General features: G+C 46.6%; 17 protein-coding genes. 10 read left to right on the top strand and 7 right to left on the bottom strand.

From position 1 onward, the window contains the following. Nucleotides 1–36 precede the first annotated feature (36 nt). Nucleotides 37–756, bottom strand: a complete 720-nt coding sequence (locus QUA88_RS14235) for a hypothetical protein (protein ID WP_333056217.1) — start codon at nt 754–756, stop codon at nt 37–39. Between the two features lie 612 nt (nt 757–1,368). Between QUA88_RS14235 and QUA88_RS14240 the strand changes: the two genes are divergently transcribed. From QUA88_RS14240 to QUA88_RS14250, 3 genes are read left to right on the top strand one after another with little or no spacing between them, the layout of a single operon-like run. Further along, a complete protein-coding gene (locus QUA88_RS14240; protein WP_333056216.1) occupies nt 1,369–1,617 on the top strand; it encodes a hypothetical protein in 249 nt (82 codons plus the stop codon). Next, complete coding sequence (locus QUA88_RS14245; RefSeq protein ID WP_333056215.1) at nt 1,559–1,846, top strand: Coq4 family protein; 288 nt, start codon at nt 1,559–1,561, stop codon at nt 1,844–1,846. The genes QUA88_RS14240 and QUA88_RS14245 overlap by 59 nt, the downstream gene beginning before the upstream one ends. A 29-nt stretch (nt 1,847–1,875) precedes the next feature. Continuing rightward, a complete protein-coding gene (locus QUA88_RS14250; RefSeq protein ID WP_333036912.1) occupies nt 1,876–2,100 on the top strand; it encodes a helix-turn-helix transcriptional regulator in 225 nt (74 codons plus the stop codon). 264 nt (nt 2,101–2,364) lie between these two features. On the opposite strand, the gene QUA88_RS14255 is transcribed toward QUA88_RS14250, so the two are convergent. The 3 genes from QUA88_RS14255 to QUA88_RS14265 all read right to left on the bottom strand — a co-directional run bounded on the left by QUA88_RS14255 (nt 2,365) and on the right by QUA88_RS14265 (nt 5,360). Then, complete coding sequence (locus QUA88_RS14255; RefSeq protein ID WP_333272263.1) at nt 2,365–3,261, bottom strand: alpha/beta hydrolase; 897 nt, start codon at nt 3,259–3,261, stop codon at nt 2,365–2,367. A gap of 217 nt (nt 3,262–3,478) precedes the next feature. Continuing rightward, a complete protein-coding gene (gene dacB, locus QUA88_RS14260; RefSeq protein WP_333272266.1) occupies nt 3,479–4,957 on the bottom strand; it encodes a D-alanyl-D-alanine carboxypeptidase/D-alanyl-D-alanine endopeptidase in 1,479 nt (492 codons plus the stop codon). Nucleotides 4,958–5,033: 76 nt separating this feature from the next. Further along, on the bottom strand, nt 5,034–5,360 hold the full coding sequence (locus tag QUA88_RS14265) for a (2Fe-2S) ferredoxin domain-containing protein (protein WP_333056212.1): 327 nt from the start codon (nt 5,358–5,360) through the stop codon (nt 5,034–5,036). Nucleotides 5,361–5,604: 244 nt separating this feature from the next. Here QUA88_RS14265 and QUA88_RS14270 point away from each other — a divergent pair, with 244 nt between their 5' ends. From QUA88_RS14270 to QUA88_RS14285, 4 genes are all read left to right on the top strand, one after another. Continuing rightward, nucleotides 5,605–6,066: a CBS domain-containing protein gene (locus QUA88_RS14270; RefSeq protein WP_333056285.1), complete on the top strand. Its 462-nt coding sequence runs from the start codon at nt 5,605–5,607 to the stop codon at nt 6,064–6,066. A gap of 145 nt (nt 6,067–6,211) precedes the next feature. Further along, nucleotides 6,212–6,886, top strand: coding sequence for a phycobilisome degradation protein NblB (nblB, locus tag QUA88_RS14275; RefSeq protein WP_333272269.1), 675 nt, complete (start codon nt 6,212–6,214; stop codon nt 6,884–6,886). 518 nt (nt 6,887–7,404) lie between these two features. Then, a complete protein-coding gene (locus tag QUA88_RS14280) occupies nt 7,405–8,688 on the top strand; it encodes a CAP domain-containing protein (RefSeq protein WP_333272272.1) in 1,284 nt (427 codons plus the stop codon). Nucleotides 8,689–8,861: 173 nt separating this feature from the next. Then, nucleotides 8,862–9,392 carry an adenylate kinase gene (locus QUA88_RS14285; RefSeq protein WP_333233113.1) on the top strand — a complete coding sequence of 177 codons (531 nt, stop codon included), beginning with the start codon at nt 8,862–8,864 and terminating at the stop codon, nt 9,390–9,392. A 55-nt stretch (nt 9,393–9,447) separates the two neighbouring features. Here the strand turns inward: QUA88_RS14285 and murQ are convergent, their stop codons facing one another. Both murQ and QUA88_RS14295 read right to left on the bottom strand, forming a co-directional pair. After that, nucleotides 9,448–10,362 (bottom strand): N-acetylmuramic acid 6-phosphate etherase, encoded by a 915-nt coding sequence (murQ, locus tag QUA88_RS14290; protein ID WP_333233111.1) that lies wholly within the window; start codon nt 10,360–10,362, stop codon nt 9,448–9,450. A 236-nt stretch (nt 10,363–10,598) separates the two neighbouring features. Further along, entirely contained in the window at nt 10,599–10,973 is a 375-nt protein-coding gene (locus QUA88_RS14295; RefSeq protein WP_333056206.1) for a DUF3110 domain-containing protein, read from the bottom strand. Nucleotides 10,974–11,399: 426 nt separating this feature from the next. On the opposite strand from QUA88_RS14295, the gene QUA88_RS14300 reads away from it, so the two are divergent. From QUA88_RS14300 to QUA88_RS14310, 3 genes are all read left to right on the top strand, one after another. Then, complete coding sequence (locus QUA88_RS14300) at nt 11,400–18,128, top strand: translocation/assembly module TamB domain-containing protein (protein WP_333272276.1); 6,729 nt, start codon at nt 11,400–11,402, stop codon at nt 18,126–18,128. 117 nt (nt 18,129–18,245) lie between these two features. Then, nucleotides 18,246–18,611 carry a hypothetical protein gene (locus QUA88_RS14305; protein ID WP_333056203.1) on the top strand — a complete coding sequence of 122 codons (366 nt, stop codon included), beginning with the start codon at nt 18,246–18,248 and terminating at the stop codon, nt 18,609–18,611. Between the two features lie 138 nt (nt 18,612–18,749). Beyond that, nucleotides 18,750–19,709 (top strand): Rpn family recombination-promoting nuclease/putative transposase, encoded by a 960-nt coding sequence (locus QUA88_RS14310; protein WP_333056202.1) that lies wholly within the window; start codon nt 18,750–18,752, stop codon nt 19,707–19,709. Nucleotides 19,710–19,779: 70 nt separating this feature from the next. On the opposite strand, the gene QUA88_RS14315 is transcribed toward QUA88_RS14310, so the two are convergent. Next, nucleotides 19,780–20,283 carry a DUF2243 domain-containing protein gene (locus QUA88_RS14315; RefSeq protein ID WP_333056201.1) on the bottom strand — a complete coding sequence of 168 codons (504 nt, stop codon included), beginning with the start codon at nt 20,281–20,283 and terminating at the stop codon, nt 19,780–19,782. Between the last annotated feature and the right edge of the window lie 31 nt (nt 20,284–20,314).

A 20,314-nucleotide genomic window follows, 5' to 3' on the forward strand; every position in this document is an offset into this window, starting at 1 on the left:
GCTACTTTCATTGAGATGCTCCCTATTTACGAACACTTATTCAGGCATAGAAACTGGCTGAACGTATTGAGAATTAGCGCGCACATAACAGCCTTGTCTTGTCAGCAACCAGGGTTGACCGTTCGCCATCGTAATCGCATTTGCTCCCCTGAGTTCAGCAGCAACTGTATCTCTATCCGCGCGGTAAACTTGTTGAATTGCTCCGTTTGCGTTCTTGCGGCAGTTGAGTTGTCCATCTCGCGACGTGACTCGCCAAGTAGGCCAAGTTACAAGACCATTTGTTGGACTCGACCAAGTATTAGCATTGCTAGAAGTATAGTCGCCACTTGCATTAGGACGCGGTAAAGCTTCGACTAAATTTACTTTAAATGTCTGGCCAATAGAAGGACAATTTTCTCCTGCTTTCACCTTCCAAGTAACTTCGGCTCCCAATTGGCTGCTTCTTCCAACTTGACGCCTGATAATGGCAATATCTCCAGAACAAACAATTTTTCGGCCAGGGCCTGTCGCAGTGTCTTTGAAAGTCCCATTGTAATAGTAAGAGCCTGCTGCTCCTTGGGAACGGGTAATTTGAATATTGCCCAAAAATTCCCGATTGCCTACTTTGGTTAAGTAAAAACCGCTGCGATTGTTTCCTTTTTCTGACAAGTTTAAAGTAGTTTTACCGTTAGGATTAATATAAGTGGTAGCGCTAGCAGCAGCGCACCAAATCAATGACACAACTCCTGTGGATAACAAAATGGAAAGTTTTTTCATAGTAACACCTTGTATGAATCTCTACTTTATTTGTAGCTGTTGGTGAACATATTTGACCAGTCGCTCAAATGAGTGACACTCATTTGAGCGGCATTCTAACGACATACGGGCCATCCCCCATGATTACCACTACAAATTGGGCAACCACGGGGGATTGGCACTACTGCGTAATTCCTAAACATCAACTCTGCATAACTTCACCTTACTTCAGCTTGCTTCAGCTCTCTTCACTTGTATGCACCTGCATCACCATGCCTGCAAGCTTCCACTTCTGACTCATTGCAGGTTCTAATAATTAGCAGCAGAATAAATTTATATACGTAAGTAAGGGAGTTCCAATCACCGCTAAATACTGTAGATTTTACGGGTACTTCCCGGTGAGTCAAGTTGGGATTCCAAACACTAGGGCGATGTTTACAGATAGCAGATTTCACATCTAAGAAGGTTTGTAAAGAAATGTAAAAGCTCCTGAAAGCCAATTGCTGTGACAGAAAGTACGGTTTCTAAGCTGAGTAGGTAAAAAAAGTCGTCTTGATTAAGCGCAAAAATGAACTTGACAAACACAAATTAATTTTCTCTAAAATTAAATCATTGTTGAAGGGAGAATAAATTATGGCTGACGGTCAATTAGGAGTTATATTAAAGATGGCTCAAACAATTAATCCTCAAATTGAGAGCGATCGACATTTTGAAATAGAATTGGCAAAATTGCGCCAACTGCCAGCAGGAACATTAGGGTGCTCAGTGGCGCGGTTTCTAGACAAACAAGGCTTTGAGCCGATCGCATCGGGAGACTGGATTGGTGCGAAACCACGACGTGTGGCACGTTCTGACTGGTCTTTCAGCTTCAACAGAAGATGAATTGGTACTTCAAGCGTTTACTCGCGCTCAAGTATTTCGTCCTTCTTGTGCGATTTTAGTGTTAGTTGGACCCATCGGCGGGTTAAGTTGCGCGATCGGACAAATTATCAAAGGCTTAAAACACGGAAAATTAGCCACTCGGTTAATTAATTGGGACGTTGCATCTGATTGGGAAACACCTTTATCTGAAGTTCGAGAAAAACTCGAAATTCTACCCTTAATTGATTAGATTTTAACTCGTTACCTGATTGCAAAAGTATGCAAAGCAAAAGTTACAAACCGGAAATTAGCCTGAGCCCACGCGAAAGAGCGATCGCGCAATTAGTAGCCCAAGGCCTGCCAAACAAATGTATTGCCAAAAATTTAAATATTAGTCACTGGACGGTTGCTACTTACGTGAGGCGAATTTTTATCAAACTCGGTGTTTGTTCCAGAACTGCGATGATTGCACTGCTGATCCAAGAAAATTTGCTCTGGGACTGATCGATAAGTCAATACGGTTCAGTTAAGCCCGATCCTCCCTAGCCCCCCTTCTTAAGGGGGGAACAAGAACTTACTCAAAGTCCCCTTTCTTAAGGGGGATTTAGGGGGATCTCCGAGGAATAAACAGTTTTAACCCAAGCGTATTGATCAATAAGTAGGGTGCGTCAGATATTAAGAACGGGCAAGATGCCCGTTCCACAAAAATTCAATCTTCTTGTGGAACGGGCATCTTGCCCGTTCTTATTTGCAAGCGTTAATTTTTTTCTATGCTACAGCCACAGAAGAAGAAGAATGTCTCAGAAAACTCAGCAATTCTCGATTCACCGTTTGCGGCGCTTCCTGCTGAATCCAGTGACCGCAGTGAGGAACTAATTTCAACTTAAACGGAGCCGTAATTAATCTGTCTAAACCTTCTACAAGTTTGTGGCTCAAAAACGCATCTTCTTCTCCCCAAAGCACCAAAGTAGGCACTGTCACAGGTTCTAATTTCTGCCCCAAATTCCAAAGCCTCTGCGGGTGAAACATCTGGCGGTAATAATTGATAGCGGCGGCTAATACTCCCGGCTTTTCTAAAGCAGTCTGATAAATCTTAGTTTCCTCAGCGCTAAAAGAGCCTTTGCGAACAGCTTGTCCTTGGAAAACATTGTGCACAAAATCTTTCAAGTTTTGCCGGATCAACCATTCGGGAATGCCGGGAACCTGAAACGCCAAAACGTACCAACTGCGGCGGATTTGATCTAAATTGCTCGCCATTTCCTGCACGAATCGCTGCGGGTGCGGAGCGTTTAAAATTGCCAAGCGATTGAGTTGTTCGGGGAATTTTTGAGCTAAGTGCCACGCAATCGCCCCTCCCCAATCATGACCTACAACGTGAGCTTTTGTATAACCGAGGCTCGCAATCAAACCGCGAATATCGGCGCTTAGCGTATCCAAATCATAGCCGCTTTCCGGCTTGTCGGAATCGTTGTAGCCCCGCAAATCCGGCACTACCACCTTGAAATGACGCGCTAAAGCAGGGATTTGATGACGCCAAGAGTACCAAAACTCTGGAAACCCATGCAGGAGGAGAACGAGTTCGCCTTCTCCTTGAGAAACGCAGTGCAGGCGGATGTTATTGGTTTCCACAAAGATGTGTTGCTGTTCGGAATCTAAAGAATTCATAGTTGGAAAGTTAGACTTATTTTCGGGAAGTACAGAACCCGCCGACTGGTAGCAGGCTAAAACGTCCCAATGGTGTTAATTTTTCTACTTTTATTGTAGCTGCTTTTCGATCCCCGTCAGTGCAATCTAATGAAACTTAAAACTTGTAGGGTTTTGGGGTGTCCGGTGTTTTAGGTGTAACTACTGAGTTGAAGTTTCTCACCTTAAATGTATTGTTTTAACAGCGGCGCAGGCGATTCAATAATAGCACAATTTCGTCCGTTGCCGATCGCATTTTTGCAGTCGATAGGTCAGATTGATTGACGATAATGCTAAACACCAGGGGTTCGTAATTCGGAACTTCGATATATCCCGACAGCGCCGAAACTCCGCTCATAGTTCCGGTTTTTGCTTGCAAAATTACGCGATTTGGTGTAACATTAAAGCGATTTTTCAAAGTGCCCTTCTCGCCAGGGATCGGCAGTGACTGGCGGTAAATAGATGCAGCAGGTGAATTGGCCATAAGTCTCAAAGTTTGCACCAAGGCTTCTGGAGTAATTAAATTGTGCCGAGACAAGCCGGAACCGTCGGCTAATCTGTAGCTGTTTGGATTTACTCCTAATTGAGTTAAAACTGTTTTTAACTCTTTCAAACCCATTTCACCTGTATCCTCTTGTGGCACAGGCATCTTGCCTGTGAGTGTTTGTGGCAGGGGCATCTTGTCTGTAACTTTCCCCAACAATCTCAATAAAACTTCTGCATAAAGATTGTTGCTTACTCGATTAGTTTCTCTCACCAATTCCGCCAGCGGTGGCGATTCAACAGTCGCTAATTCTTGATTTAAATTGCGAGAAGCCGATGCAACTAAAGCCTGTTTAACAGGAATTCCCTCAGCCGCCAGGGCTTGTTGAAAATACTGCAAAAAATTATTAGCGGGGTTGACAACTGCGACATAAGCTGATTCAGGTTCTGCACCAACTTTCAACTGTCCGCCCACTCGAATTATAGGTCGATCGAACTCCCGACCAATTTCAATAAACTCGGATTCGTTTTGGGCGACTGTTACTGAATTGTTCTGAAGTTGCCACTGATTTGCCAGCTTTGGTTCGGCAAAAGTAACTTTGAGAGGTTGCCCCAGAGCCTGCGGGGACAAGAGAAGGTCGATCGCGTTTTGATTGAAAATTAAACTGTTAATCGGCGCTCCGTAGCCAGCTTGCGCGTCTTCCCATTCCCAATTCGGATTGACTGCACTGCCTTGAAAATAGCTGTCATCGCCAATCAACTGGTTAACTTGACTGATTCCCCGCTGCTTCAACTGCTGCGCCAAAGATTTCAACTGAGCCTCAGCAATGCTCGGATCTCCCCTGCCGGCAACGTACAAACTTCCATTTTCGCCACTGTAAACCGATGTCTTAATCCGAAAGTCTGCACCGAGTTTCTGTAAAGCAGCGGCTGTAGTTAGCAGCTTGGCATTTGATGCTGGAATAAAATATTTTTGGGCGTCGCGGCTGTAGAGAGTAGTAGTAGAAGATAGAGGTTGAATCAAAATGCCCCAGCGCGATCGGCTAAATTCGGGACGGTTGGCGATCGCATCTACTTGTGCCCCCAAATCCCCAGGACAAATATCCCCAGCAACCGCCTGGGTTTGAGCAGCAACCGCCGACGGACGCCCCAGAATTAGGACGAACAAACTAAGCGCAATTCCTTGGATTTTCACAGTGCCAGTTCCTTAATAATAACTATTAAAATTTAGATGCGCCAGAGCTTGGAAGTTTCACCGAATCAAGTCAATATTAATAATAATAACGCGCATGAATTCTCGGATTGAACAGCGCCTCTACAGGTTTTCCCTCTTTGAGGTGCTCTTCCACAATCAAGGGTACATCACTCGGTTTAACTCGACAATACCAAATTTCGTCCGGGGTAACTCGTACAGTCGGGCCAGTGGTGCACTGTCCCTGACAGCTAGTAGCCTCAACTTTCACCCCTGCAACTTGTTGAGCTTCAAAAGCAGCTAGCACTGCTGCTGAACCATTTTTCAGGCAAGATTGATACTGGCAAACCAATACACAGCGCGCTTCTGGTTGGGAGTCTGGTTCTGTGGCTGGAGATTCTGGCATTGGTAAGGATTTATCCGCTCTTTAAGATATCTTAACAATCTTGTCAGACCGATCGCTCGCCGGAGTCCGGCAAAGGGCAGAATTTTATAGTGCGATCGAAAAAAACAGCAAAATTCTGGCATTCAAGCTTTTTCCTTCCTTCTACTTTCTAACGAATCCCTTCAGCAGAGCTGCCTTTCTTCAGTCTGTGCCGCCCTTTCCCTATATGATCGATTTAGAGCAACAACTCAATCAACCCCTAATCATGCCAAAAACAGTAGCCGATGTAATGAGCCGCGACCCGATTTTGGCGCGACCCGAAATGCCCTTGAACGAAGCGATTAAAATTTTAGCCGATCGACGCATTAGCGGTCTTCCCGTCGTAGATGAGAATGACTTGTTGGTAGGAGTCATCTCCGAAACCGACTTGATGTGGCGGGAAACCGGCGTAACTCCGCCCGCTTATATCATGGTGCTCGACAGCGTGATTTATTTGGAAAATCCATCTCGTTACGAGCGAGAACTCCACAAGGCTTTAGGACAAACAGTAGGAGAAGCGATGAGTAAAGAACCCGTTACCATCGGGCCAGATCAATCTGTCCAAGAAGCTGCCAAACTGATGCACGATCGCAGTATCCACCGATTGCCGGTGGTCGATACTGCGGGCAAAGTAATCGGCATCCTCACTAGGGGAGATATTATCCGATCGATGGCTGCGGAGTCTTAAATTAGCTGTTGCAGTTCCAGGACTGTATCAGAAAATGAGTCGTGAAGCGAAGCTATCCCGTAGGGAATCGCTCCTTAAATCTCGCTCGCTTTTGGCAATTACCAATTACCAAATCTAAAATCTAAAATCTAAAATCTAAAATCGAATGAGCATTACCCCTGAGTCTGTCGAACAATTGCTGAATTCCGAGGATTTTGGCGAAAGACTGCGAGCAGTCAACCAACTGCGACAACTAGAACCCGCGATCGCCTATAAACTAATTCAAATTGCGATCGGCGATAATAACGTCCGGGTTCGCTACGCAGCAGTCAGCCAATTATCAACCCTCGGTACCCAGAATCTGCCAAACGCTTTAGAGGTACTGCTCCACAGCCTGAACAACGACCCCGAACCCGACGTGCAAGCAGCAGCAGCCGATGCTTTGGGCGCATTGAAATTAACCGATGCTTTAGAAGATTTGCAGCAAGTTTATAGCAGTACCTCTGAATGGCTGGTGCAAATGAGCATCGTTGCTGCTTTGGGAGAAATGGGAGATCCGAAAGCCTTTCCGATGTTAGAAAATGCCCTAACTTCTGAAAACGAATTGATCCAAACCATTGCGATCAGCGCATTAGGTGAATTGGGAGATAAACGCGCGCTGCCGCTGCTGCTTCCCTACGCTTCCAATGCAGATTGGCAGATCCGTTACAGAGTCGCCCAAGCTTTGGGGCGGTTGGGCGGTGCAGAAGCACAGACAGCTTTGGAAATTCTCGCCAAAGATGAGGTTGAGCAAGTTGCTCAGGAGGCTAAAGCCGGACAAGAAAATAGTTTGAAATCTTGAGATTGCTTTTGTGATCCGGAACAAGCCTGCGCGGTTGTGAATTTTGAATTAATTTAGAATTTTTTGTGAGGATTCTACTAAAAACTCTGTTCGCGATCGCACACAGAATTCAGAAACCCGGTTTCTTGCTATATTTGTCGTTCCTCTCTTCTGCAAAAATCGTAGAAACCGGGTTTCTAGTCAGCCATCCAGCACGCTGGGTGCGTAGCGCAAACCTTACTAATCAGGAAAAATCTAAAATCTAAAATCTAAAATCTAAAATTGTATTGATGCCACGGGCGATCGCACATTCCTTTGAAACTCTCCTTAAATTCGAGCGTACTCTTCCATTTTCCAATCATAGCCAGCCTCTTGACATCCCCACTTTGATAACAGCTATAATCAAAATAGATAAAGCAGCGGCAGGAATTAATACAATTATTGAATTGTGTCCAGCCAGCTAGCGATCGGGGAAACTATCGTTAAGACGGTAAGCAATCTACCAGCAAAACCATGTCTTAAAACTCTCGATCATCCCCATGCTTGAACAACTACAAAATTCAGGTTCTCAGTCCTCGGACATTTTAACAGGAGAGCGATCTGCCTCTCAACTCGCACCAACTTCAACCAATCAAAACTTTATTTATAGAGTTTTAGAACTTACCAACATCGAACGCAGTAAATTAGGTTTGTCGCCACTAACCTTAAATACTCAGTTACTAAATGCTGCGGAAAATCACAGCCAAAACATGGCACTGCAAGACTTCTTTTCCCATACAGGCAAAGATGGTTCGTCATTCACCAGTCGTATTACTGTAACGGGCTATCAATTCTCAGCAGCAGCAGAAAACATCGCTGCGGGTTCTTCTACACCCGAACAAGTTGTATCATCTTGGATGAACAGCAGTGGCCACCGGGCTAACATTCTTAACCCCAATCTCAAAGAAATTGGGATTGGTTACTATTTCTTAGCCGACGATACAGGCACAGAAAATTTCAATCACTATTGGACGCAAGTTTTTGCGACTTCTCTTGACGGTAGTGTCAATCCCGCACCGACACCGACACCAACTCCCACACCAACTCCCACACCAAACACTATATCTATTACTTCGCCAATACCCAATGCTACAGGGGACGGCAGCCCGACGACAGCACCCAAAAATACAGCCAGCGGCGGCAATTATTTCCTATCAGATAGTGCCGATACTCAAATACCGACAAATGCTGCGGGATTGCCAATTTTTGCCCTTTCCGGCAAAGACAATCTCACGGGGGGAGAAGGTGCTGATAGCATTAATGGGATGCAAGGTGCGGATACAATTAATGGTGCCGGCGGCAATGACAGCTTATGGGGTGGCAAAGAATCCGATGTAATTGATGGCGGTGTTGGCGATGATTTTATCAGCGGCAACAACGATAACGATCGACTAATCGGATCTGACGGTAACGATACTATTCGCGGCGGAAAAGAAGATGATGTCTTGATTGGCGGTAACGGATCTGATTTGTTGGCGGGCGATCGCGGGCAAGATATGCTGACGGGCGGCGGCGGAAATGATACGTTTATCTTAGCAGGAGGTTTGTCTGCTGCGGCTACTTTAATTAGTGCAGATGTGATTACCGATTTTGGGGCTGGGGATAAAATTGGTTTGACTGACGGTATCGGATTTGCAAACTTGACTTTTGAAGCTGTGAGTTTGCAGTTGGATGGAGGTGCAAGCGTCGCTTCTTGGGCGATTAAGTCTGGCAGTAATTATTTGGGAATCGTGCAGGGTGTAAGTGAAAGTCAGCTTACGGCGATCGTTTTTGTGAATGGGTAACGGGGAATCGGTAGTGTAAAATTTCACTTATGCAGCTTGTAAGGTGCGTCAGTTGGTAGGGGGATTTGATGGGTAGCCCAGATTGTCGAAGCTGACGCACCCTACTACTTCAGTTGTTATAGCAATTCTCCAAAATCTTGCTACAAACTGCATGATTACTAAGAGGATTTTGTATGAAAAAAGTAGCCGTGTTTGGCAACGCTGGAGGCGGTAAATCAACTCTCAGCAAGAGATTATCAGAAATCACTGGTTTGCCACTTTACGCCTTGGATAAGATTAAATATCAATCTGGGGGCGCTGAGGTTCCAAATGAAGAATATAAGCGTACCCATGAGAAAATTTTGGCTACTGACCGATGGATTATAGACGGCTTTGGTTGCATGGAAACCGTCTGGGTTCGACTCAACGAGGCAGATACTCTGGTTTTTGTCGATCTGCCCCTATACGTGCATTTCTGGTGGGTGACTAAACGGCTGATTACAGGTAAGTTTATACCGCCAGAAGGCTGGCCCCAAAAGAGTCCGATCTTGAAGAGTTCAATTAATAGTTACCGCGTTCTTTGGTTGTGTCACAAGTATTTGACTCCCAGATATCGCGAGTATGTCGATCGCGCCCCAAATACCAAAAGTGTTTATCACATCAGATCCACTGCAGAGATTTCACAATTTTTTGCATCGATATCGCAAATGACAGTTGACAGTTGACAGTTGGCAGTTGGCAGTTGTTAATGACTAATGACTGCTGACTGCTGACTGCTGACTAATGACCAATCGATGCTACTGCCGATCGCAAATTCCCTTGAAATTCTCCCAAAATGCGATCGCACTCTTCCTTCTCCAAATTAGTCCAGTGCATCATCAAAGCTAACTTAACAGACTTGCCACTTTTTTCGAGCAAAAAACCCGCTTCATCCCGGTTCAAATCAGTCAAATCTTGCAACATCCGCACAGCCCGATCGCGCAATTTCTTATTAGTAACCGCCACATCAACCATCCGATTGCCGTAAACCTTGCCCAGCTTCACCATTACCCCAGTGGAAATGATATTTAAAGCCATTTTTGTGACTGTACCGGCTTTCAAGCGCGTCGAACCAGCCACTACCTCCGGGCCAACCAACAACCGAATATCAACATCAGCCTCAAAATTCACTTGTTCGACGGGTACGCAGGCCATAAACACAGTTTTCGCCCCCCGCTGGCGTGCCGCCTGCAAAGCGCCCGCGACAAACGGCGTCGTACCCCCAGCCGTAATCCCGACAACTACATCTAAGTTGGTAATGTGACGGTGGGCGATCGCCTCAGCCCCATCCTCAGCCCGATCCTCCAAATCCTCCGAACTCCGCACCAAAGCCCCCGCACCCCCGGCAATTATGCCCTGTACGAGTTCTGGCGGCGTGCAGAAGGTGGGGGGACACTCGGCCGCATCCAGCACCCCCAAACGCCCGGAAGTACCCGCACCGACGTAAAACAGGCGGCCTCCTAGACGCAGAGACTCGGCTGCAATGTCGATCGCTCGGGCTAACTCTTCGCGGGCACGGGCGATCGCGCTTAAGGTTTGGGCGTCTTCCCGGTTGAACAAGTCCACTAATTCGATCGAACTGAGTTGGTCTAAATTCTCGCTGTTGGTATTCACCTGTTCAGTCAGCAGATGGCCCCGTTCTTCCAAATTCTTCATGTTTTTTTATTAGTCATTAGTCATTGGTCATTAGTCATTGGTCATTAGTCAACAGTCAACAGTCATTAGGTGTACACAATAGGGTACGCATTGCCGGCCCGCTGGTTAGCTTGGTGAAGTCGTGACTCAAAAGCTCGAAATTTGCGCTTGCGGGCGATCGGCTAAATCTACTTCCGACAGAGAGGCAATTACCCATTACCCATTACCAATAACTGCTGACTAATGACTAATGGCTATTACAAAAGTCCTTCGAGTCGGCGGCGAATAGAATCCAGTTCGTTTTGGGAAACCTCAGAATCCGGATCGGAATCGGGTTCGGACTCCGGCTGCCACTGAGTCTGTGTTACATTGTTTTCTGGCGGAATCTCCAGCGCCCCCGCCGGTATCAGTTCCCAATCATAATCAACACTGTTACAGAACTCCTTAATTTCCTCATCGTCGATCGCCTCGACAGTGGGCTCGGGGAAATCCTGAGCTTCCAACATCACGCCAAAGCGGGTGGCGTCGTCTTCTGACTCAAACATCAGAACTTTATTGCGATCGCCGAGTTGAATGGTATGAATTCCCTCGTTCTCGGTGCGGGCATTGAAGAGTAAGACGAACACTCGCATAAGTTTTAAAGACCTTCTTAACCACCGTTTTTTTATCTTAGGAGCGATCGGGCGATTTTAGATTTTAGATTTTAGATTTTAGATTTTAGATTTTAGATTTGACCCCCGATCTTGCACGCGCGGGGATCGAGAGGATTTAGGGGAGTTGGAGGACTTGGTATTAGGTCTTGTTGCGTGTTTTGATTAAGTTTGGTAAAGGTTCTTGGACTCTGCCCCGCAGTGGGGGGCGTGAATCTTGAAATTCGCTCCTGTGCGTTGGCGTAGCCCCCGTAGGGGCGGGCAACGCTAACGCCCCTACGGCACTTCCTACCTCACTTGTGAGTCTACCAAAGGCAGAAGCCACCCAGGCGGATCGCAGAAATTATACCTGTCTAAAATCGGCTGATTCCCTTAATTCCTGAATTCTCTGATTTCTGAGAAACACTCATGACTAACTCCGACGATAACAAAAATCAACTCGCACCCCGTCCCCACCGCCGCTGGTGGCGTCTGCTGCTGCTTAGCGGTACGGGATTGACCATTCTCGGCTTGGTTGGGGTTGCAGTAGCACAGGCGTGGGTGCGGGAAAAGTTAGCTCCTTTGGTGGAAACTGAAGTCAGTCAGTTGCTGAAGCGGCCTGTGCAACTCGGACGTTTGGAGAGATTTTCTCCGACAAGTTTGCGGTTTGGCCGATCGACTTTACCTGCAACTCCTACAGATCCCGATTACGCTTCTACAGAAGCAGTGGAAGTGCAATTTTCAATTTGGCCGCTGCTGTTCAACCGCACTCTCAAATTAGATATTACTTTAGTTAAACCCAACGCTTATATCGAACAGGATGCTACAGGCCGCTGGGTTAATCTTCCCACTGCCGAGCGGAAATCTCCGGGTTTATTTAAAACTGAACTTGAGGCAATTCGAGCTGAAAATGCCGCCGCAGTTTTGGTGCCGAGTCCCGCAGTTGGACAGAAAACTTCGGCTCCGATTTCTGTAAGCTTGAAAAATGGCAGTGCTCTATTTCGCGACCAAAATCAGCGCATTCTCTACGAACTAAACGGTCAGTTTACTAATAGCGATAATTTTATAGTAAAAGCAGATTCTCTGTTACCTGCTGCTCAAACTAACCTACAGTTGCAAGGTCAAAATTTGCCTTTGCCCGACCTCGATCGCTTGCTGAAATTTCCCGGTATTTATTTACAAAAAGGTCTGGCTAACGGCAATTTGACCGTGCAATTGCGAGACAATAAAGTATCGGGAATTACCGGAACGGCTAGTTTTGGAGGAGTGCAAGCGAGTATTTCTCCCTTAAAACAAATTATACAAAATAGCAGCGGTCAGTTGCGGTTTCAGGAAACTAATTTGATAGTCGATAATCTGGTGGCTAATTACGGTTTAATTCCGCTGAGAATAGCAGGAACAGTTGCCACTGGAACTAATTTTAATCTCCAACAAGCTAGCTTCAATCTGACAACGAACGTGCAACCAGTCGCTTTGGCAAGTGTTGTCAGTGCGGTGGAAACAGAGTTAGGGAAGAAAGTAGTATTACCCGTGGCTGTGGCGGGGGAAGTGAAGGCGGATGCCAAGCTGACTGGAACAGTTGCAATGCCGGTGCTGACAGGTACGATCGCCTCGACCAAACCCGCTACAGTCGATCGACTGCAATTAAACAATATTAGCACTAATTTCAAATTGGAACGCGGGAGAATGGCTCAAACCCCAACTCCCAATTCTCAATCTTCTATTCCCCCGTTTTCCTCTTTAGCTTTGACTTTGAGCGATATGTTGGTAGTGCCGGCGGCGGGTGGTAAAATTGGCGGGAAAGGTGAAGTCGATATCAGGTTGGGAAGTGAGAATTCGCGATCGGGTTTAGTGTTTGACTTCCAAGCTGAAAACGTGCCGGCAGATAATCTCGCCCAAATTTACGCTCTCCCGATTCCTGCTACTGTTACAATTGGTAATGTCTCCGCAAAAGCTCAAATTTTCGGCCCGTTAGATAACATTCAAGCTAGAGTTCAATGGCAAGCACCGCAAGGGACTTTCCCCGCAGCGGGCTCCATTCGAGCCGGAGGAAATTCGGCGGATTTGCAAAATACGGTTGTGAAAATTGGCGACGCTTCTGTTAATGTGGATGCTGCGCTAAAAGACCGTCAATGGCAAGCTTTGATCGAGGGCAATGGCGTGGATATCAACAGTTTGCAGCAAGTCCTGCCAGACCTTAATTTGCCTCCTGAACGGGTTGGTTTGTTCAGCGGAACCGCCGAAGCTGCGGGAACTCTGGACGATTTGAGTTTAAATGCGATCGCTGCGATGGGCAAAGGAAGGCTGAATATTGCTGACAGTATTGTTGATGTTGATGCCGAACTAGAATCGGGAAGGTGGCAAGTTTTTGGCAACACTGAAAAAGTTGCTGTCAATCAATTAATTGATATTGGCTTGCCGTTTTTAGCACGGGAAACGACCGCAAATCTAGACAATCTAAAATCCAAAGTCGAAAATCTAAAATCGTTAGGCGGGCAGCTAGCAGGTGAATTTCAAATCGCGGGCAATGTTGACAATTTGACTGCCGGCGGAATCAATGTTAATGCCAACGGTAGACTCAATTTTGCCGACAGCAATGTCAATTTACAAGGAGAATTAGTAGCGGGAAACTGGCAAGCAACAGCACAAACCGATCGCACTTCCATCAACCGCTTGGTAGATTTGACACTGCCGATTTTAGATGTGGCTTCAGCATTCAATCCCGAAAATCAGCAATCGGCCAATCTCAACAATCTAAAATCCAAAATCCAAAATCTAAAATCGATCGGCGGACTGCTATCGAGTCAATTTACAGCATCGGGAACTCTTGACAATTTGACTGCTAGCAGCATCAATGCCAGCGGCAGCGGTAGACTCAATCTTGCCGACAGTGATGTTAATTTTAAAGGAGAATTGGCAGAGGGAAATTGGCAGGGAACAGCAGAAACCGATCGCACTTCGATCGGCCGCTTGGTAGATTTAGGATTGCCGCTGTTAGATATTGGCTTAGCTTTCACTGCTGACAATCCCCAAACAGTCGCCAACCTCAACAATCTAAAATCCAAAATCCAAAATCTAAAATCGATTGACGGACAAATATCCAATCAAATTCAAGCCAGCGGCAATCTTGATAATTCAACCGCCGCCGATATTTCTGTCAACAGCAGCGGCCAACTCAATATTGCCGACGGTACTCTTGCTTTTAGAGGTAAATTAGAAGACAGACGCTGGCAAGCTTTCGCCGATGCCGATCGAGTTATTCTCAGCCGCTTAGCACTAGATTTGGGAATACCTATTTTAGATGTAGCTTCAGCATTTAATCCCGGAAGTCAGCAAACTGCCAACATCAACAATCTAAAATCCAAAATCCAAAATCTAAAATCGATTGACGGCAGAGTTAACGGCGAATTCCAAGCAGCGGGCAGTTTGGATAACTTGACAGCCAAGGGAATTAGTGCTAGTGGAGAGGGAGTGATTGTGGTCGATCGACTAGGGGCGATCGATACTACGGCAAAATTAGAAAACGGCAACTTGCAAGCATTGCTGGAAACCAACGGAATTGCCGTCAGTAATTTAGAACAAACCCTCAAACAAACAGGTTTGCTGACAGCGGATTTACCGCCAGAAATTGACGGAACCCTCGACGGCCAAGTCCGCATTTTGGGAACAGTAGATAATCTAACCGCCAACGGCATCACCGCCAACGGCGACGGACAAATTCGACTCGCCAACGGCGGAGGAATTGTCAATGCTAAAGGCAGCGCCGCGTCGGGGAATTGGCGCGCGTCCATTGAGGGCGAGCAAATTGCTCTAAGTCGCTTCCAGCAAGCCTTTGAGTCCCAGCGACAAAGCTTGCAAACCGGAGGTGTAGTCTCTGGTACCCAAAATCTCCCCCAGCTTGGAGGACTGTTTAACGGCAATATCAATTTATCCGGCCCGATTGGGGCGGGCACGGGGACACCGCCCCTACAAAATGTTCGCGCTGGCGGCAGTTTCCGCATCTCGGAATTGCCGTTTTTGAAACAACCTTTTGAGGCAGTATTTAATTGGGACGGCCAACGGGTGGAAATTGAGAACGCCACAACTCCCGGTTTGACAGCAAACGGCTTTGTTAACGTCGAACTCGAAGGTAAAGGAGGGCCCTCAATTTCCAACTTAGATTTGGATGTCAAACTCGCCAACTTTAATCTGGAAGCCTTGCCGGCAGAACAATTAGCATTTTTGAGACCAATTGGTCTCAAAAATCCTTCAGAGAATAATCTTCCCCTGCGCGGCAATGTCGATTTTACCGGCAGTCTCAGCGGAACCCTCGCCGCCCTCAGCTTAGTTGGCGACGTGGAAGTGCGGGATTTAGCAGTAAATCAAGTCGCTTTTGACCCGGTACTGGCGGGGAGTGTGAATGCGGATGCTGGGAAAAGTGTAGATTTGCGTTTGGCCGGTCGCCAAGACAAAATTGAAGTCGCTTTAAATCAATCTTTTCTGCCGACATCTTTCTTAATTCAACGCGGGGAATCTGTGGCTAGGGGCCAAACCGAGGGAGAAACTTTGCGAGTTAATTTAAGCGATTTTCCCCTCGCTGCTTTGAATCTATCACCGGGGAAAGAGGCCGGTTTGGGGCCGATAACTGGTACGGTTTCGGGACAAGTAAATGTGCCCGGTTGGAAGATGCCGTTAAATCCGGCGACTTTGCAAGCAAATGGACAAATTGCGATCGCCCAACCGGCGATCGGCTACATTAAAGGTGACAGTTTCCAAGCCGAATTCAGCTACGCTAACGGCAGCGCCACTCTCACAAACGGCATATTCCGCCAAGGCAGCGGTCAATACTTAATTTCCGGCAATGTTCAAACAGGGCCAAACCCGCAATTTGCCGGAAAAGTTAACGTCCAGCAAGGCAATTTGCAGCAGGTTTTAACCGCTTTGCAATATTTCAATTTAGGCGACTTAGCTAGAGGCTTAAAACCTCCGGTTTACGGTGACAGTGGCGACGTGCAAACTGTGGCAGTGGGAGAACCAGAATCCCCGCTAATCGAACAGTTGCGCCGTTTGGCAGAAATTGAAATACTTTTGCAGCAGCAACAAGCAGTGGAAGCATCAGAAAAATTGCCTCCCTTATCCCAATTGCAAGGCACTTTTGGGGCGGAAATTGCTGTCGCCGGTTCTTTGCAAACTGGTGTGCAAGCTCAATTTAACGTCAAAGGTGATAACTGGCAGTGGGGAGAATATGTCGCTGAAACGTTCAGCCTTGAAGGCAGTTTTCAGGACGGAATCTTAACTGTTTTGCCTCTGGAAATTCGATCGGGCAAAAGTGCGATCGGCTTTTCGGGACAACTCGGGCAAAAAGCTCAATCCGGGCAGTTGCGCGTAGAAAATGTGCCCGTCGAAGAGTTAGCAAAACTGGTGGAATTGCCTTTTGTGGATGTCACGGGAAATTTGAATTTGCGGGCGAATTTGGCTGGCAGTTTGGAAAACCCGCAAGCCACCGGAGAATTGAGTTTGGTTGAGGGTACGCTAAACGGAGAACCGATTAAACAAGCCGACGGCAGTTTCAGTTACAGCAATGCCCGCCTGAATTTTGGTGGCAGCGCTTTGGTAACTCAAACCGAACCGATTGAAGTGCAGGGAAGTTTGCCTTTTGAGTTGCCGTTTGCAGCCGTGAAGGCTGACAGCAATCAAATCGATTTGAGGGCGAATTTGCAAAATGAAGGTTTGGCAATTATTAATGTATTGACTCCGCAAGTTGCGTGGGTCAGCGGCAAGGGACAGGTGCAAATTCGCGTGGGAGGGACGCTGGAAGACCCTGTAGCGCAAGGAATTGCAAATTTTGAAAATGCAACCGTCCGCGCGCAAGCCTTCCCAGAACCGCTGACAGGGCTGACTGGGACGGTGCGCTTTGAGGGCGATCGTATTCGGGTAGAAGGAATTCGGGGACAGTTGAGTCAGGGAGAAGTGGTCGCCGCTGGCGTGATTCCGCTGTCTGTGCCCTTTGCTGAGGGCGATGTCGATGCGGATAATCCCCTGGCTGTGAATCTCGACAAGTTGGCAGTGAACCTCAGAGGATTGTACAGCGGCGGCGTTGTTGGTCAAGTGCAGGCAAGGGGCACGGCTAGGCGTCCGCAGTTGAGCGGTAATATTGAACTGTACGACGGTGAAGTATTTCTTCGGAGTCCCGGCGGCGGCACAACTCAGTTAGCTTCTTCCTCTTCTGCTTCCGATTCGGATTCTGATTCGACATCTTCTGCTTCTCCTGCGACTGAGGTTTCTGATTCCCCTTCTGCTGCGACTTCCCCTTCCCCTTCCCCTTCCTTTGAAGTTGGATTAAACGATTTGCGGCTGAATTTGGGCCGGGGAATTCGGGTAACAAGTGCGCCGATATTGAGTTTTCAGGCGACTGGGGGTTTGACGGTGAATGGAACTTTAGATGACCTTCGCCCGGAGGGTACGATTCGGTTGACTTCCGGGTCGGTAAATTTGTTTACAACGCAATTTAGACTCGATCGAGGATACCCGCAGACTGCGACCTTTGTACCAACACAAGGACTCGATCCGACGCTGGATGTGAGATTAGCAACTTCGGTGCAGGAAGTAACGCGGTTCCGCATTCCCGGCACATCTGTAGCCTCTGAAATAGCAGACGAACCGACAACTTTCGGCAATGTGCGGAGTGTCCGAGTTCAAGCGTTAGTGCAGGGAAGGGCTTCTCAGTTGGGGGAAAATCTTGAGTTAAGGAGTTCTCCGAGTCGATCGGAAATAGAAATTGTAGCGCTATTGGGAGGCAGTTTCGTGCAGACCTTGGGACAGGGAGACAGTACACTGGCGATCGCAAATTTAGCCGGTGCGGGTTTATTGAACAACCTTCAATCTGCGATTACCAACGCCACAGGATTGAGCGAATTTCGCTTATTTCCCACTCGAATTAGAGGCAACGAAGCACAAAGTGCTAGTTCCAGTTCAGGTGCGGGTTCTCTCGGTTTAGGTTTAGAAGTTGGGTTTGACATCACGCGCAATATTTCAGCATCAATCATTCGAGTTTTGTCAGCAAATCAACCGACAGAATTTACTGTGCGCTATCGATTGAGCGATAAACTTTTACTCAGAAGTTCCAGTAATTTTCAAGGAGACAACCGCGTCACCGCTGAATATGAATTGAGGTTTTAGGCATCAGCCAACAGCCAACAGCCAACAGTTACCAATCTCTCAATAATTTGCTATAATAGTAACAGCAGCAAATTGGTACTGCCAACCCCACACACAAGGTTATAGGAGTTAAGTCAAATGGCAAACAAACTCCAAGTTAATACACAGTCGATCGGCTACAGCGACTTTTACTGGAACCGCTTTAGTCCGAGAGTTGCGACTATCAGCAGCGTCCGCAACGCCAATCATTGGGAGGGCGGATTTATCACCTATATTGCATTTCCCACAAAAGTAGAAGCTACAGCAGCAATGAAGTATTTGCTATTGCATCAAAAAGCTGCTGATGTCGATATGCGGAAAGCCAAGCGAATGAAAGCAAAAGGCATTCGGTGGGAACTCAAAATTCGGGGTTTAGCTTTTAATGAAGTGCTGAAGCTTGCGACGATGGATATAACTGGAAAGCTAGTTATGTCACATGCAACTACTACTGAAGCCACAGGCTGATAAAAGCATTCAGATAACAGGTTGGGTTGAGACAACAAAACCCAACCCTTCCAATATTAGCCAATATCCATCTTCCTCTCTTTTCTCCTCCTCTGCGTCCTCTGCGCCCTCTGCGGTAAAAAAAATCCTATAAAATATATGCGTTTCATCAGCCCCAAAACAGACTTTGCATTCAAAAAAATATTCGCTTCTTCCGAACATCCAGAAATTTTAATCAGCTTCCTAAATGCAATGCTGTATAACGGAGAACCAACAATCCAAGAAATAGAAATCATTGACCCTTATTCAGCCGGCAGCGTTACAGGATTGAAAGACACTTACCTGGATGTCAAAGCCAAGATTACCGGCAACAAAACCGTGATTGTGGAAATGCAGGTACTCAACGTCGCCGCCTTTGAAAAACGGGTAGTCTACAATGCAGCCAAAACCTATTCTACTCAACTAAAAGCTGGAGAAGGTTATTTAAAATTAAATCCGGTCATTGCTTTAACCATTACCGACTTTATCTTATTTGAAAACACCGAAAAACTAATCTCTAACTTTGAATTCACAGAAACCGAAGAAAAATTCGTCTATCCCAACTGCGAGTTAAAGTTAGTGTTTGTAGAGTTACCGAAATTCAAAAAAGAATTGAATGAACTCGAAACTCTGCCGGAAAAATGGATTTACTTTATGAAAAACGCGCCATCTTTGGAAGCAGTACCAGAGACATTGGGGTCTATTGAAGAGATTAATACCGCGCTGGAAATTGCCAACCGAGCAAATTTGACACTAGACGAATTGAATGATGTAGATAAACGAGAAATGTTTATCCAAGACCAAATTGGGTCTGTGATGAAAGGGATAGAAATTGGTATACAACAGGGGATTGAACAGGGAATACAACAAGGAATCGAACAAGGAATCGAAAGGGGTAAAATTGAGGGGGAAATAGGATTAATTATGCGTCAGATAGTGCGGCGGGTGGGTGAGGTGACACTGGAAGTTCAAACTCGCATCCAGGGATTATCTGGGGAACAGTTAGATGATTTGGGAGAGGCTTTGTTGGATTTTAGGAGTCAAGAGGATTTGATGGCGTGGTTGGAGTCGGCGGGATGAACTGAGGAGTTAAAAAGAGAGGCAGGGATTTTTAACCCGGATTTGGTATAATTCCCAATCTTCCATTCATTTAAACTTTAGTATCTGCGGGAACTTCCCTCTGTACCAGCATCCAACCTAACAGCGCTAAAATAAGACCCAAAACGAGAAATCCTAAATCCCAAGCTAATTCGTTGATACCGGGTTTGACGTGGTGGATTCCCAAAATCTGATGGTCAACAATGCCTTCAACAAAGTCAAACAATCCAGCACCAATTAATATTGAACCGAAAAAAGTTTGAGTTGACAAAGGAACATCTTTGCGCTTCACAGCACTCCACAAACAGAAGATTCCCGCCACTGTTACTAACCAATCCGCAGCGTGAAACAATCCATCTCCGAGGGTATTTAATTCTAAACCCGCAACGGTAGTATCGGTTTTAACGCTGCTAAACATATGGTGCCACTGGAGGAGTTGGTGCAGCACAATGCCGTCAAAAAAGCCGGATTGACCGATACCGAGGAGAATTCCTGCGATAATTAGAGGTCGGCGGTTGTTAACAGCGGTGGCGGGTGAGTTTGTGCGATCGTCCAATGGAAAACCTCAGATGATTTAACTGCTGAGC

Origin of the sequence: Microcoleus sp. D3_18_C2, assembly GCF_036702395.1 — a bacterium.
In the GTDB taxonomy this organism is placed as follows: Bacteria; Cyanobacteriota; Cyanobacteriia; order Cyanobacteriales; family Microcoleaceae; genus Microcoleus.